Origin of the sequence: Streptomyces atriruber, from assembly GCF_001418325.1 — a bacterium.
Lineage (GTDB): Bacteria > Actinomycetota > Actinomycetes > Streptomycetales > Streptomycetaceae > Streptomyces > Streptomyces atriruber.
In genome coordinates, this window is sequence record NZ_LIPN01000370.1 from 1 (window position 1) to 13,917 (window position 13,917).

Annotated in this window: 20 protein-coding genes; 12 read left to right on the plus strand and 8 right to left on the minus strand. The window is 71.5% G+C overall.

Translation table 11 applies throughout. The features are described from left to right. On the minus strand, positions 1 to 225 hold a 225-nt coding region (locus tag AOK03_RS32360; RefSeq protein WP_055568943.1), incomplete at its 3' end, for a chaplin. A 193-nt stretch (positions 226 to 418) separates the two neighbouring features. Further along, on the minus strand, positions 419 to 829 hold the full coding sequence (locus AOK03_RS32365) for a rodlin (protein WP_055568944.1): 411 nt from the start codon (positions 827 to 829) through the stop codon (positions 419 to 421). A 235-nt stretch (positions 830 to 1,064) separates the two neighbouring features. On the opposite strand from AOK03_RS32365, the gene AOK03_RS32370 reads away from it, so the two are divergent. After that, positions 1,065 to 1,475 carry a rodlin gene (locus tag AOK03_RS32370; RefSeq protein WP_055568945.1) on the plus strand — a complete coding sequence of 137 codons (411 nt, stop codon included), beginning with the start codon at positions 1,065 to 1,067 and terminating at the stop codon, positions 1,473 to 1,475. 286 nt (positions 1,476 to 1,761) lie between these two features. Here AOK03_RS32370 and AOK03_RS42870 read toward each other — a convergent pair whose 3' ends face one another. After that, positions 1,762 to 2,217 carry a hypothetical protein gene (locus AOK03_RS42870; RefSeq protein WP_157869135.1) on the minus strand — a complete coding sequence of 152 codons (456 nt, stop codon included), beginning with the start codon at positions 2,215 to 2,217 and terminating at the stop codon, positions 1,762 to 1,764. Here AOK03_RS42870 and AOK03_RS32375 point away from each other — a divergent pair, their 5' ends adjacent. The 4 genes from AOK03_RS32375 (at position 2,218) to AOK03_RS32390 (ending at position 4,755) form a co-directional block, all read left to right on the plus strand. Continuing rightward, entirely contained in the window at positions 2,218 to 3,015 is a 798-nt protein-coding gene (locus AOK03_RS32375) for an LCP family protein (RefSeq protein WP_157869136.1), read from the plus strand. Positions 3,016 to 3,153: 138 nt separating this feature from the next. Further along, positions 3,154 to 3,561 carry a rodlin gene (locus AOK03_RS32380; RefSeq protein WP_055568947.1) on the plus strand — a complete coding sequence of 136 codons (408 nt, stop codon included), beginning with the start codon at positions 3,154 to 3,156 and terminating at the stop codon, positions 3,559 to 3,561. 176 nt (positions 3,562 to 3,737) lie between these two features. Further along, positions 3,738 to 4,136: an ATP-binding protein gene (locus tag AOK03_RS32385; RefSeq protein WP_063792619.1), complete on the plus strand. Its 399-nt coding sequence runs from the start codon at positions 3,738 to 3,740 to the stop codon at positions 4,134 to 4,136. A 124-nt stretch (positions 4,137 to 4,260) separates the two neighbouring features. Next, positions 4,261 to 4,755, plus strand: coding sequence for a hypothetical protein (locus tag AOK03_RS32390; protein WP_157869137.1), 495 nt, complete (start codon positions 4,261 to 4,263; stop codon positions 4,753 to 4,755). Positions 4,756 to 4,797: 42 nt separating this feature from the next. Here AOK03_RS32390 and AOK03_RS32395 read toward each other — a convergent pair whose 3' ends face one another. From AOK03_RS32395 to AOK03_RS32405, 3 genes are read right to left on the minus strand one after another with little or no spacing between them, the layout of a single operon-like run. After that, positions 4,798 to 5,139, minus strand: a complete 342-nt coding sequence (locus AOK03_RS32395) for an Asp23/Gls24 family envelope stress response protein (protein ID WP_055568949.1) — start codon at positions 5,137 to 5,139, stop codon at positions 4,798 to 4,800. Beyond that, positions 5,136 to 5,831: a hypothetical protein gene (locus tag AOK03_RS32400; RefSeq protein ID WP_244177836.1), complete on the minus strand. Its 696-nt coding sequence runs from the start codon at positions 5,829 to 5,831 to the stop codon at positions 5,136 to 5,138. Before AOK03_RS32400 ends, AOK03_RS32395 begins: the two co-directional genes overlap by 4 nt. Positions 5,832 to 5,848: 17 nt before the next feature. Continuing rightward, positions 5,849 to 6,436 carry an RNA polymerase sigma factor gene (locus tag AOK03_RS32405; protein ID WP_055568951.1) on the minus strand — a complete coding sequence of 196 codons (588 nt, stop codon included), beginning with the start codon at positions 6,434 to 6,436 and terminating at the stop codon, positions 5,849 to 5,851. 182 nt (positions 6,437 to 6,618) lie between these two features. Here AOK03_RS32405 and AOK03_RS32410 point away from each other — a divergent pair, with 182 nt between their 5' ends. The 5 genes from AOK03_RS32410 (at position 6,619) to AOK03_RS32430 (ending at position 10,061) form a co-directional block, all read left to right on the plus strand. Continuing rightward, positions 6,619 to 7,143, plus strand: coding sequence for an Asp23/Gls24 family envelope stress response protein (locus AOK03_RS32410; protein ID WP_055568952.1), 525 nt, complete (start codon positions 6,619 to 6,621; stop codon positions 7,141 to 7,143). Between the two features lie 3 nt (positions 7,144 to 7,146). After that, complete coding sequence (locus AOK03_RS32415) at positions 7,147 to 7,332, plus strand: hypothetical protein (RefSeq protein WP_055568953.1); 186 nt, start codon at positions 7,147 to 7,149, stop codon at positions 7,330 to 7,332. Then, complete coding sequence (locus tag AOK03_RS32420) at positions 7,329 to 8,288, plus strand: DUF6286 domain-containing Asp23/Gls24 family envelope stress response protein (RefSeq protein ID WP_055568954.1); 960 nt, start codon at positions 7,329 to 7,331, stop codon at positions 8,286 to 8,288. Before AOK03_RS32415 ends, AOK03_RS32420 begins: the two co-directional genes overlap by 4 nt. After that, entirely contained in the window at positions 8,285 to 8,902 is a 618-nt protein-coding gene (locus AOK03_RS32425) for an Asp23/Gls24 family envelope stress response protein (protein ID WP_055568955.1), read from the plus strand. Before AOK03_RS32420 ends, AOK03_RS32425 begins: the two co-directional genes overlap by 4 nt. A 220-nt stretch (positions 8,903 to 9,122) precedes the next feature. Next, on the plus strand, positions 9,123 to 10,061 hold the full coding sequence (locus AOK03_RS32430) for a hypothetical protein (protein WP_157869138.1): 939 nt from the start codon (positions 9,123 to 9,125) through the stop codon (positions 10,059 to 10,061). Between the two features lie 13 nt (positions 10,062 to 10,074). On the opposite strand, the gene AOK03_RS32435 is transcribed toward AOK03_RS32430, so the two are convergent. After that, positions 10,075 to 10,890 (minus strand): RNA polymerase sigma factor SigF, encoded by an 816-nt coding sequence (locus AOK03_RS32435; protein WP_107098171.1) that lies wholly within the window; start codon positions 10,888 to 10,890, stop codon positions 10,075 to 10,077. A gap of 308 nt (positions 10,891 to 11,198) precedes the next feature. Here AOK03_RS32435 and AOK03_RS32440 point away from each other — a divergent pair, with 308 nt between their 5' ends. Continuing rightward, complete coding sequence (locus AOK03_RS32440) at positions 11,199 to 11,732, plus strand: hypothetical protein (RefSeq protein ID WP_157869139.1); 534 nt, start codon at positions 11,199 to 11,201, stop codon at positions 11,730 to 11,732. A 3-nt stretch (positions 11,733 to 11,735) separates the two neighbouring features. Here the strand turns inward: AOK03_RS32440 and AOK03_RS32445 are convergent, their stop codons facing one another. Next, on the minus strand, positions 11,736 to 12,569 hold the full coding sequence (locus tag AOK03_RS32445; protein ID WP_055568959.1) for a class I SAM-dependent methyltransferase: 834 nt from the start codon (positions 12,567 to 12,569) through the stop codon (positions 11,736 to 11,738). A gap of 71 nt (positions 12,570 to 12,640) precedes the next feature. Here AOK03_RS32445 and AOK03_RS32450 point away from each other — a divergent pair. After that, a partial coding sequence (locus AOK03_RS32450; protein ID WP_055568961.1) for a S9 family peptidase occupies positions 12,641 to 13,917 on the plus strand: 1,277 nt, incomplete at its 3' end.

The window sequence follows — 13,917 nt, forward strand, 5'->3', positions numbered from 1 at the left end:
GGCGCACTGGTTGCCGAACGCCGGGTTCAGGAGAGCGATGACGTCGACGCTGTTGCCGCACACGTTGACGGGAACGTGGACCGGGATCTGCACGGAGTTGCCGGACAGGACGCCCGGGGAGCCCACGGCCGCACCCTCGGCACCGGCGTCGGCGAACGCCGGGGCGCCCAGGCTCAGAGCCATGACGGCGCCAGCAATGAACGTTGCGCTCTTCTTGAGCTTCATAGCTTTCCCTTCTTTCGGGTCACGCCTAAACGGCGACCTGAGTCCTACTCAACGAGCGATAGGACCAGAAGAAACCGCGAAGTTGACAACCCTCGGAAGTTCACTCGAATGCGAACCCGGGGCATGAAAAAGCCCGGGCCGCCCGAGGAGGAAGGAAATCGGGCGGCCCGAGCAATCTCTGCGCAGCGGCCGATCAGCCGTTGTGCTCGCCGTTGCCGGCCAGCACCGGGATGTCGTTCAGGATGTGCGACAGCGGCTCGTCGCCCTTGGCCTGCGTCGAGTTCTCGGTGCACTGCTGGTTCTGCGGCGCCGAGAGGATCGGGATGTCCTGGACGGCGATCGGCACGAGGCCGACCAGCGAGCCGACGTTGCCCTTGACGGGCAGGCCGACACAGGGCTTGTTGAGCGAGCCCTGGACGAGGGAGAGCTGCGGGCTCATGTCGCCCTTGGTGGCGGAGTTGCCGAACGACTGCTTGGCATCGTTGCCGCTCATCGACGTGGTGCCGCCGTCGTCACCGATGGCCATCGCGGCAGGCGAAGCGGCAGCGGAAATACCGACGACGGAGACGGCGACCGCGGCCGCTGCCATTGCCTTCTTGAGCATTTGATGTTCCTTTTCTGGCGGACGCTCTGGTTACAGCGAGCTGCTCAACTCGCGCGGCGACGTTTGGTTCCGGTCGTTCACTCCATCGGATCTTTCGGCAATCGCCGCACTGCCGTCGGAGCCCCGCTCGATAGGCCATTGGAGTGAACCCGGGTAAAGCCTAGGAACCCCTCATTGCTCCGGTAGTTGCTACAGGGTGCTCCTTGGACGGGGGCTCACTCAGAAGGGAAATCCTGTGCTCAAGAAGGTTATGACCGCGGCTGCGGTCACGGCTTCCGTCGTCGGCATGTCGGCTGCCGCGGCTCCCACGGCGCTCGCCATCGGCAACGACGGCGGCACCGACACGATGAGCGGCAACAACGCCATGCAGGAGTTCGGCAACTCCGCCACGTACGGGAACATGAGCCCGCAGATGGCTCTCATCCAGGGCTCGCTCAACAAGCCCTGCATCGGCCTGCCGGCCAAGGCCAACGTCGGCTCGCTCGTCGGCGTCGTGCCGATCTCGGTCCAGGACATCCCGATCCTCTCGGCGCCGCAGAACCAGCAGTGCACGGAGAACTCGACGCAGGCCAAGGGCGACGAGCCGCTGTCGCACATCCTGAGCGACGTCCCGCTGCTGTCCGGCAACGGTGAGCACAACCACTGACGCTCATTCACAGTTCAGCGGGCCGCCCATGCTTTTCCGGGCGGCCCGCTGTCTTGTCGGTTTCGGCCGTCAGTACCGGGGCCAGGGATCGCGGTCGACCAGGCCCTGCCATTCGGGGTCGGGGCGCCCCGGGAGCGTTCTCCCCTGTTCACGCCATTTCCTGAGCAGTGATTCGTAGATGGGGTCCGTGAGGCAGTCCGGGGACTGTCTGCTCACCGGGATGACACCTTGCCGCTGCCACGGCCCTGTGCGGTCAGCCATATGTCCTCGTCACGAGTGGGGGCGCCTACTGTTTTCGTTCCTGTCGAAGTCCGAAACGAAACAGCACCGTTGAGGCGAAAGAGTTGTTCACTTGCGCCACACTCCCTTCGCAACGGAATGACACGTCGGTCGGTTTACGGTTTAAGAGTTCCTCTTCCCCCTCACTCGATTCGCGGAGAAAAACATGGGGACGGCCTCCCGTACGCCAGGCAGGAAGCGAGCCGTAAAGCGTCTCGGCATCGTCACCACGGGGCTCGCGCTCGCCGCCGCCCTCACCGGAATCACCGCGGCCGCCACCCCTCTCCCTGTCCAACGCATCGATGTCTTCGGCGGCATGAAGAATCGTCCGAACGACGGACCCGGTACGAATATCCTGCTGCTCGGAACGGACAGCCGTGCCGGACTCACGAAATCCGAGCGGCGGCGCTTCTCCACCGGTAAAAGGGGCTGTGACTGCGCCGACACGATGATGCTCGTCCATGTGTCGGAGAAGTCCGACCGGGTCAGCGTCGTCGGCCTGCCCCGCGACTCCCGCACCGTCATCCCCGAGCGCCGGGAGGAGGCGACGGGCGAGGGCGCCCCGGCCCACCCCGCCAAGCTCAACGCCGCCTACGCCGAGGGCGGCCCGCAGCTCGCGGTGCACACCGTCGAGGAGATGACGAACGTCCGGGTCGACCACTACCTGGAGATCGACTTTCGGCGGTTCATCGACGCGGTCGACGAGGCGGGCGGGGTGCGCGTGTGCACGAAGCGCCCCCTCAAGGACTTCGCGACCAAGCTGAACCTGAAGCCCGGCACGCACAAGCTGTCCGGGGGCCGGTCCCTGCAGTACGTGCGTTCCCGGCACGTGGACAACAGTGCGGACTTCGGCCGTATGCAGCGTCAGCAGCGGTTCCTGGTCGGGGTGTTGCGCACGCTCTCCGCGGACCGTGCGTTCGCCGACCCGCTCAGGACCGCGCGGCTGGCCCGGACCGTACTCGGCTCCACCCGCCTCGACCAGGGCTTCACCGTCGACGGGCTGACCGAACTCACCACCACCCTGCGCAAGCTGGCGCCCTCGGCGACCGAGTTCATGACGGTCCCCATCGGCGGCTTCAGCGATGCGCAGGACGGCATCGGCGCCACCCTCGAATGGGACCGGCCCAAGGCGGACAAGGTCTTCGACGCGCTGAACCGGGATCGCGCCCTGACCGGCGGAAAGGCATCGGCAGCGCCCGCCGACCCGCCGCGGCTGCTGCGTCAGACGGCCTTCCGCGGCGACAAGGTCGCCTGTCCCTGACGTACGGGAGCGGCCGCCCCTGACGTTCAGCACATTAATCGGCCGAACGGGGCACTGGCCGCAACCGCTGCCCCACCACTCAGTTGATCACCATGCGGCTCCGAAGCGGAGCCTCTCTTCGAAGGGAACCCCATCACCATGAAGAAGCTGTTCGCGACGGCCGCCCTCGCCGCTTCCGTCGCCGGTGTGTCCGGCGTTGCGGCCCCGCAGGCCATGGCCATCGGTGACGACACCGGCACGACCTCGGTCAGCGGCAACGGTGCCGAGCAGGTGTTCGGCAACTCCGCCACGCACGGCAACATGAGCCCGCAGATGTCCCTGGTCCAGGGTTCGCTGAACAAGCCCTGCATCGGCCTGCCGGCCAAGGCCAACGTCGGCTCGCTGGTCGGCCTCGTGCCGATCGCCGTCCAGGACATCCCGGTCCTCTCGGCGCCGCAGAACCAGCAGTGCACCGAGAACTCGACGCAGGCCAAGGGCGACGAGCCGCTGTCGCACATCCTGGAGGACCTGCCGATCCTCTCGGGCAACGGCGCCCACAACGGCTGATCCGGGCGAAGCCCCGACGACTCGGTTCGTCCGGCGGCCGCGCACGGATTCCGTGCGCGGCCGCCGTGGGTTGCGGGACCGATGGGGCGAACCACCCGAACGACGTGTGTGGGGAGTGACTCGTCGGGCAGCCGAAGAGGGAACGGTCCCCACAACACCGGTGGGAGTGATGCGCTGTGACAACCGACAGCACGCAGGACACCTGCATCCTCACCCGCCCCCGAACCCCGGCCGCCGCCCGGGATGTCGTACGCGCACTGCTGCGCCAGGGGCACCACGACGCCAGTGACATGGCGGTCGACGACGCGGTTCTGGTGACCTCCGAACTGGTCACCAACGCGCTCCGGCACGGCGGCGGCCTGCGCGGATTCGAGTGCCGGGTCCGGCCAGGCTTCGTCGAGATCGCCGTCGAGGACGGCAGCGACACGGTCCCGCGGACCCGGCCGCGCACGAGCCTCCTCATGAGCGGCGGACACGGCTGGCCCTCCGTGTGCCACCTGTCCGACGAGGTGTCCGTGACGCGCCTTCCCGAGGGAGGGAAGTGCATCGTCGCGCGCGTACCGCTGGCCGCGTGAACCGCGTGCCGGTGGGCCCGGCACGTACCCGTGTGGCTACCGGGCGAGCCGCCCCGGAAGGGGTTCGATGGGCCGTACCCCCACTCTCATTCCTGAAGGGCCGGTCCCCACGGTGCAGCGATGCGTGAAATCAGTCCTCGTGACAGCGATGGCCGCGGCGACGGCGCTGCTGCCCGGCGCGGCGAACGCCGCCGACCGGTACGAGGTCACCCTGGACAGCACGGCCCGGATCACCGCGGACGGCCAGAAGGCGGTCGTCGCGGGCACGTACACGTGCGAGGGCTTCGAAGGCCCCGTACGGCTGCGGATCACGCTGCGCACGCAGCGGGAGCGCGAGCTCGACGCGGACGAGGCACAGGCGATGCAGGGCCTCTACCAGTGGGTGGGGCTCCCTGGCCTGCCCGTCCCGAAGACGGCGACGACGAGCACCGCCCAGGAGCAGATCCTCGACGGCACCTGTGACGGCAGCGCCACCGCCCACCCCTGGCAGCACGGCTTCTCCGGGACGGCCGAGAAGGGCGTCAAGGGCTCGGTCACCGTGGCGATGACCTCGGTGGACTCCCGCACGGCCGAGGTGAAGGAACTCGCCGACACGAAGGGCGAGGTGACGTTCGCCTAGGAGGCGTCGCCGCCTCACACGCGCCGCCCCGCACCCACCGCCTCACACACGCCCCGTCACCGTCACCGAGACCCGCGACGGCTGTTCCCCGGTCAGCCGCTCCAGCGTCCGCGTCACGGCGGCGCGGATCTCGCGGGTGACGTCCACGGCCCGGTGGCCGCGGCTCAGGACGACGTGGACCTCGGCGTGCCGGCCCGCCGTCCCCTTGTCCCTGGTGATCCGGACCGCCGAGGAGCGCGGGGACGTGGCGGTGCCCTTCGTCAGCGGGTTGGCGGCGCGGAGCAGGTCGGCGATGCCCGGCCGCAGGAACGCGACGCCCGGCGTGCCGAGCACCGCCTCCTGGACGGCTTCGGCCAGCGCGCTGGTAGCGAGTCTTTCCGTCACAGGTGCCATCCCTCCGCGCTGTCGTCCGCGTCGTCGTCGATGAGGTCGGCGACCGTCACGTCGACGGTCGCGACCCGCATGCCCAGCTCTTCGTCGACCGCCTCCCGGACCGTGTGCCGGACCTTCTCGGCGACCTCCTGGAGGTTCCACGTGAGGGCCACCTCCACCTCCGCGCGGATGTGCACGGGGCCGCGCGGCCACCGTCCCGCGGGCGCGGCGGCGCCCTCCTCGTGGGCGAGCGCCTCGATGCGGCAGCTGCCCGCGCGTACACCCGGCAGGGAATCGGCGGCCGCGCGGACGGTCCGCGCCGCGACGGCCTCCACGATCCACGTGTCCTCCGCGGGCTCGCCCAGCGGCAGCGTGCGGCCCGGCCTCAGTTCGAGGCGCACCACGTCCATCACGCGGCCGACGAGCGCGGAGGTGTCGGGCTCCGGGTCCCAGGGGGCGCCCTCGCGGTCCCGCTCGCGGGCGGCGGAGACGACGTCCTCCAGGCTGCGCAGCGTGTTCAGCGCCTCGGTGCAGTGCGGGCAGGTGTCGGCGTGCGGATCGCTCCCGCCGCTCTCCGCGCGCTCCCACACCTCCCACAGCGCCCGGCCGCAGGGGAGCAGTTCGTTCGGTTCGTCGGTCGGTCCGTCGGTCGGTCCAGCTGTCGGTTCGTCGGTCGGTCCGTCGGTCGTCGGGTTGTCCCTCATCGGCCCGTGCTCCTCGTTCACCGCCATGCGGCCATCGCTTCCGTGAGATGGCGCCGCGCCCGGAAGACACGGCCCCTTACCGCTTCCGGGCTGATGCCGACCGTCTCGGCGATGGAGTCGTAGGGGAGGCCGTTGAGCTCGCGCAGCACCCAGCACACGCGCTGTTCCGGGGACAGCCCCTCCATCGCCTTGCCGAGGTCCGCCACCGCGGCGTGCGCCTCGGCGACCCTGACCGGTGAGGCCTCGTGCTCCGGCGCCTGCGGCTCGGGCACCTCGCCCAGGTCCAGGGCGGGGCGGCGGGCCCGCAGCACGTTCAGACACCGGTTGGTGACGATGCGGTGCATCCACGTGCCGAACTGCGCGTCCCTCCGGAACTCCGGCACCTTGCGCCAGGCGCTCACAAAGGACTCCTGTACCGCGTCCTCGGCCTCCGTCCGGCTGCCGAGCAGCCGCGTGGCGAGCCGCAGCAAGCCGGGCGCATGGCGGCGCACGAGCTTCTCGAAGGCCTCGTCGTCACCCTCGGCAGCCCGTACGGCCAGCAATCCGTCATCGCGCGGCGGGGAAGCATCCGCTTCGTCCTGCGCTCTGCCCCGGTCCCCCGGCACACGCGGCTCCTCTCACTCCAGTCGTACACCTACGACACACGACGGACCACCCGCGTTACGCGACGCGGCCGGTTGGGCCGCCGGAAAAAGAAATTCCTCCGAGGCGCGTAACGAATCCGGGGCACCCGGGTCATAGCGGTTGAGCAGTCCCTGACGACCCGACAAACGAGGAGATGCCTTTCATGGCGACTCAGGAGAGCACTTCGAAGACGTCCTCGACGACGTCCCGTGGAGACGAGCAGGGCCTCACCGGCGCCGTGCAGACCGTGCCGGGCAGCACCACCCTGACGGGCCGCACCGGCGCCCACGAGCCGGCCGCGACGCGCGGCAAGACCTCCATCGCCGACGTGGTGGTGGTGAAGATCGCCGGGACGGCCGCACGGGAGATCCCCGGCGTGCACGACATGGGCGGCGGGCTCTCCCGCACCATCGGGGCCGTCCGCGACCGCGTCCCCGGCGGCCGCCCCAACGTCGGCCGCGGCGTGAAGGTCGAGGTCGGCGAGCGGCAGACCGCGATCGACCTGGACATCGTCGTCGAGTACGGCGTGCCCATCACCGACGTCGCCCACGACGTGCGGGAGAACGTGATCGCCGCCGTGGAGCGCATCACCGGGCTGGAGGTCGTCGAGGTCAACGTCGCCGTCAACGACGTACGACTGCCCGACGACGACAGCGCGGACTCCGCCGGCGAGACGCGGGTGGAGTAGGCGGTGAGCACAGCTCTGGTGGGCCTGATCGCCGGGATGGCCCTGGGCTTCGCCGCGTGGTTCGGCGGCTTCGGGGCGTTCCTCCTGGTCGGCGCGCTCGGCGCGGTCGGCTTCGTCGTGGGGCGCTTCGTGGATGACGGCACGGACGTACGGGGCTTCCTCAGCGGCCGGGACCGGGGCCGACGATGAGCGTCCCCGCGGCGGACCGCGGCACGACGACCGTCGCCGACCGGGCGGTGCGCCGCATCGTCGAGCGGGCCGCCACGGAGGCGCTCGCGCCCGGCGAGGTGCGGACCGGCCGGACTTCGGCGTCGGTCCGCGGCCGCCGGGCGCGCGTCGACGTCACCGTGACGCTGCCCTATCCCCTGGTGCTCGACGAGTCGGGCGAGCGCGTCCGGGCGCACGTCGCCGACCGCACGGCCCTGCTCACCGGCCTCGCCGTGCCCTCGGCACGGGTGCGGGTGCGGGAGCTGCGCGTGCGGGCGGCGGGCGAGGGGTCGGCCGTGGCCGAGGAACAGGCGGCGGCCGAGGAGGCGGCGGCCGTGGAGCGGGCGGGCGGCGAGCCGCGGGCCCGGCGTCCGTGGTCCCCGCGCCGCGCGCCCGTGGCGGTGGCGGCGCTGGCTGCCGCCGCCGCCTGCGCCGTGCTCCTGTACGACGTGGTGGCCGTGCACGCGGCCGGTCGTGCGCCCGCGCGCTGGCGATCCGATCTGATGGACTGGCTCACCTCCCACGGCCCGCACGCGGGCGCGTGGCCCGGCGCGGCGGCGGCGTTCGCCGTGCTCTGCCTCGGCGTGTGGCTGCTGGTTCTCGCCGTCACGCCGGGCGCACGCGGACGGCTGCCGCTGCGGCCGCCGCTGCCCGGCGTCCGTGCGGTCATCGACCGGAGCGCCGTGGCGTCGCTGCTGCGGGACGCCGTGTCGGGCCTGCCCGGCATCACCCGTGTGCGGGTCCGTGTCGGGCGGCGCAGGGCCACCGTGCGTGCCGGGCTCGCCTTCGGCGAACTCGACCCGGCACACCGGGCGTTGACCGAGACGGCGGAGCGGGCCCTGGCCTCCTGCGGGGCCGCCCGGCCGCCACGACTGCGGGTCCGGCTGCGCACGGAACCCGCCTGGCGCGCTCCGGCGCAAGGAGGCGAAGAAGGGTGAGCCGAATCCGTACCGGCGGCAACCGCACCGCCCTGCTCTGTCTCGCGGCGGCGCTCCTGGGCGCGGGCGCCGTGCTGGCGTCCGCGACCGATGTCGTACGCGACCGGCTGCCGTCGGACGCGCCGCGGCTCGGCTCCGACCGGGTGTGGCTCGACGGGCCGCAGCTCGGCCGGTGGCGGGACCAGGGCTGGTGGACGCCGCTGGTGATCGCCGTGCTCTCCGTCGCCGTACTGCTGTTCCTCGGCTGGGCCGTGGCGCAGGTGCGCGGCGGGCGGCTGCGCGAACTGCCCCTCGGGCAGCCCGACGTGACGCTGTCCGGGGCCGCGCTGGCGGCGGTGATGACCGAGCGGGCGCGTGCCATCGACGGCGTGGCCCACGCACGCGTACGCCTCCGGGGCACCCCGCGGCGGCTGCGCGCCCGCATCACGCTGGTCCTGCAGCCGGACAGTTCCCCGGAGGCGGTGCTCGGGCGCCTCGCCCGGCAGACGGTGGCCGAGGCGAGGGCCGCGGTGTCGCCCCGCCCGCTGACCGCCGACGTGCGCCTCACGGTGCGGTCGTCGCGGACCGGTTCGCCTCGTCGCAGGGTCACCGGCCCGCCGCGCCGCCTGTCCTGAGCCGCCTGTTCCGGGTCGCCTGTTCTGAATTTCTCCGGTTCTCCGGAAAGTACGAATGACCCACCTGCTGATAGGAGAAGTAGGGCCGACTGGAGTACTTGCCGGTCAACGCCATTTCCTTCAAAGACGTTCATCCGTTCAGACGGTCATGGAACTCAGGGACCGGCTTGAGCGACATGCCGTGCTCGCAGACATGTATTGCGAAGCCAACGAGCGTGTCGTGGACGCGCAGTTGACCTTGGAGGAGCTGAGAAAGAGCAGAAACCGTGTGCTGGCGGCCCTGGCCGTCACCATCGGCAGCGACACGGGGGCGGCGCACGTGCTCGGTCTGCCGGAGCGCGACGTCCGGACGGCACGCAAGTCCGTGAACCGCGAGGAAGCGCTCGACCTGGCGACGAACGCGCTCGACCTCGCCGCCGAGGCCGCTTCGGTCCCGGCGTACGCACCACGTTCCGCGCCCGCGGAACCGTGCGAGACGCAGGAGACGCAGGAGATCCGGGCCGTGCCGGAGCAGGTCTCCCCCGCCCCGGCGGAACCCGTGGCGGCGACCGTCCCCGCGCCTGCGCCCGCGCCCGCCCGGGAGACCGTCGCGGTGTCCGCGCCCGCGTCCGCGCCCGCCGCCGCGCCCGCGTCCGTGCCGGGACCCGCTCCCGGCCCCGCGCCGGGGCCCGGACCCGTGACGGCTTCCGTGGCGGCTTCCATGACCGCTCCCGCGGCCGCCTCCGCTGCCCCGCACGTGCAGGTCGCGGCTCCGACGGCGGTTCCCCACGCCGTCGCGTGGACCGCGCCGATGGACCAGCTGCTGGTCCAGGGCTGGCACGAGGGGGTGAACCCCAGCGTGCTCGCCACTCAGCTGGGCTGCGATCTGTCGGCACTGGCGCTCAGGGTGCAGGAGCTCTCCTACGCGGAGAGCGCACCCGCCCAGGCAGCGGCCGCCGCGGCTCAGGCCGATGTCCGGACGGGAGGTGACTCATGGGAGCCCGCGCAGGCTCCCTCGCGACAACCTGGGCGCCACCGGCGCCACCGAACCGACGGGTCTCCTCATGGCCTTTTCCCGCAAGAGACGCTGAGCCACCATCCGTCGTACGCGCCACAGGGCCCGCCGGACGACTATCACCTGCCCTATGGGGATGTGCACGCGTATCCAGTCGGCATGTGAGACGTGGTGGTGGTCACCGCTCGGTGAGCAGCCCGGAGCGCAGCTTGGCGAGGGTGCGCGTCAGCAGTCGCGAGACGTGCATCTGGGAGATCCCGAGCACCTCGCCGATCTGGGCCTGCGTCATCTCCTGGCCGAACCGCATCTCGATGATGTGCCGCTCGCGCTCGTTCAACTGCTCGATGAGCGGGGCGAGGGCGTGCAGGTCCTCGAAGAGGTCGAGCGCGGGGTCGTCCTCGCCGAGCACGTCGGCGTAGTCACGGCCCTGCGAGCCGTCGTCCTGGCCGACGGGGACGTCGATCGAGCCCGCCGTGTAGCCGTTGGCGGCGACGAGGCCGTCGTTGACCTCCTCCTCGGTGAGGTCGAGGTGGTCCGCGAGCTCCCGGACGGTGGGTTCGCGGTCCAGCTCGGCGCCCAGCGACTCCTTGGCCTTGGCGAGGTCGACGCGGAGCTCCTGGAGGCGGCGCGGCACGTGCACGGCCCAGGTGGTGTCGCGGAAGAACCGCTTGATCTCACCCGTGATGTACGGCAGCGCGAAGGTGCTGAACGCGACCTCGCGGGAGAGGTCGAAGCGGTCGATGGCCTTGATCAGGCCGATCGTGCCGACCTGCACGATGTCGTCGATGTCGGTGCTGCCGCCGCGGAACCGGCCGGCCGCGTAGTGCACCAGCGACAGGTTCATCTCGATGAGGGTGTTGCGCGCGTACTGGTACTCGTGGGTGCCCTCTTCGAGTACCTGGAGCCGGTCGAAGAAGATCTTCGACAGGTCCCGGGCGTCCTTGGGCGCGACGCTGCCCGCGTCCTCGACCCACGGCAGTTCGCTGCTGGACATCTCTTCCCAGGGAGCAGTCGTCGAGCGTGCTTCCTCTTGTGCAGATGCTGCAGTCAACTGTGTAGGCGGCCTCACTGGTTCACCTTCGCTCGGGGACAACGGGCGGGACATCCACAGTCCCGCCTTCCCAGTACTTCCCGGTTTAAGCTCCTCATGTGCGAGGCGAGTTCGAAGGGCCCGCGCAGGGCGCCCCCGGGAGCACCCGTGTCCGGCCTGACGCACCGTTCCGCTCGCCCGTCCGTGCTGTCACCATGCGGAGTCAGGGTGTAGGGGGAGTCGCCCTCAGCGGGGCGGGGCGGGAGGCGCACATGCCAGAGATGTTCCTGCGGCGGCTGAGCCGTTGGCAGGCGGAGCAGCAGCGCGAGGCCGTCGCCGACCTCTATGTGGAGGCCCGTCGGGGCACGGCAGGGGCCGAGTACGACATCCGGCAGGACTTCCTGCACCGCTTCGAACGCGACGTGCAGCAGACCGACTTCGACATGGTCGTGGCCGAAGCCGGGGCGCTGCTCGGCTGCCTCTACGGCTACCGCGCCGAGCGGGGCAGCGAGTGGTGGGAGGTCATGCGCAGCGTCCTGTCCCCCGCCGCCTTCGAACGGACCACGGCGGGGCGGGTGTTCCTGCTGAGCGAGCTGATGGTGGTGCCCGCGGAGCGCGGCTCGGACGTCGCCCGCCGCCTGCGGACGCTGCTCCTGACCCGGCACACGTCCGACGTGGTCGTCGCCGTCATCCAGCCGGACGACGACCAGGGGCGGGAGGTGCTGCAGTCGTGGGACTGGACGAAGCTCGGCGAGTTCACGCACCAGCGGGAGGGCTGGCTCCGGCCCCCGTCTCCGTTGCCGTGAGGCCTAGCCTCCTTCGGGCCTGCTCGCCCGCAGCGAGTACATGAGCGGGATGCGGGGCCGGTCGGCGGGGAAGCGGTAGGCGCCGTCGCGCAGTTCGAGCGTGCCGAAGCGCTCGAAGAGCGTCTGGTCGCGCTCGCGCAGGAACTCGATGCGCAGGCCCGCGGCGGCGAGCGCGGAGACGACGTCGCCGATCGGGTGCTGCCACTCGACGGTGCGGTTGTGGACGGTGGGGGTGGTCGTGTCCGCGTACCCGCCGGGTGTCTCGTCGATCCAGGCGTCGCGCGCGAAGTAGTCGTGCTCGATGCGTGAGCCCGTCGCGTCGTCCAGGACGTCGGTGAGCGGATGGAACTCGGAGAGGTAGAGGAAGCCGCCGGGCGCCACCAGTGAGGCGGCGGTCTCGGCCCAGCGCTGGATGTCGGGGAGCCAGCCGAGGGCGCCCACTCCGGTGTAGACGATGTCGTACGAGACGTCGGGCACCGCCTCGGCCGCGTCGTACACGTCGGCGGCGACGAAAGCGGCCTGCTCCGGGGTGAGGCCGAGCTCGGCGGCGAGCTCGCGGGCCGCGTCGACGGCGGGCTCGGAGAAGTCGAGCCCGACCACGCGGGACGCTCCGTGCCGCGCCCAGGACAGGGTGTCCAGGCCGATGTGGCACTGCAGGTGCAGCAGGGACTTTCCGCGTACGTCGCCGACCTCCGCGAGCTCGTGGTCGCGCAGCGGGTCCTGGCCCGCGCGGAAGGCGTCGAGGTCGTAGTAGTCGCTGGCGAGGTGGAGGGGGACGCGCTCGTCCCAACGCCTCCGGTTGGTCTCGCGCCAGTCGGCGGGCGTCCGGGAGTACATGGTCGAAAAGTTATCCACAGGCTGGGGAATCCCGCCAGCGGTTTGTCGGCGGGGGCAGGCAGTATGGGGGCATGAGCGAGACGGGTGCGACGAGCGCGACGGGTGCAGGAAAGACGGGGGCGGAGTCCTCCATGCCGGACTGGGAGAAGCGGTTCAGGGCGCCGCGGGTGTCACTGCCGGACTGGGCGGAGGACGCCCCGCAGCGCTCCTTGTTCGTGTCGAACGCGACGGGGACATATGAGTTGTACGCATGGGAGAGGACGACCGGCACCCAGCGCCAGGTGACCGAGCGGCCGAACGGCACGACGGACGGCGCGCTGTCGCCCGACGGCGAGTGGATCTGGTGGTTCGACGACACGGACGGCGACGAGTTCGGCGTCTGGCGGCGCCAGCCCTTCGGCGGGGGCGCCGACGAGCCCGCGGTGCCGGGCCTGGAGGCCTCCTATCCGGCGGGGCTGGCCCTCGGCAGGGACGGCAGGACGGTGGTCGTCGGCCGCTCCACGGACGACGACGGCTCGACGATCCACGTCGTGCGCCCCGACAGCACCGCCCCGGTCGAGGTGTACCGCCACCGGGAGTCGGCGGGCGTCGGCGACCTCTCGCACGACGGCACGCTGATCGCCGTCGAGCACACGGAGCACGGCGACGCGATGCACTCCGCCCTCCGGGTGATCCGGCCCGACGGCTCGGCCGTCGCCGAGCTGGACGACACCAAGGGCGGCACGGTCGAGCTGGGCCTGGAGGTCCTCGGCTTCGCCCCGGTCGACGGCGACACGCGCCTGCTCGTCGGGCATCAGCGGCGCGGCCGCTGGGAGCCGATGGTGTGGGACGTGGCGTCGGGCGAGGAGAACGACCTCGTGCTCGGCCTGCCGGGCGACGTGAGCGCCGAATGGTATCCGGACGGCTCCGCGCTCCTCGTCGCGCACGAGTTCGAGGCCCGCGGCGAGCTGTTCCGGTACGACCTGTCCACCGCCGCGCTGGAGCGCATCGAGACCCCCGCGGGCTCCGTGTCGGGCGCGACGGCCCGCCCGGACGGCTCCGTGGAGTACATGTGGTCGTCGGCGGCCGAGCCGCCGGTGGTCCGCTCCACGGCGGGCGGCGTGGTCCTCGACCCGCCCGGCATGAAGGCCCCGAAGTCCGTCCCGGTGGAGGACGTGTGGGTGGACGGCCCCGGCGGCCGCATCCACGCGCTGGTCCAGCGCCCAGCGGGCTCCACCGGCCCCCTCCCCACCGTCTTCGAGGTGCACGGCGGCCCCACCTGGCACGACAGCGACTCCTTCGCGGCGGGCCCGGCCGCCTGGGTCGACCACGGGTACGCGGTCGTCCGGGTCAACTACCGCGGCTCCAC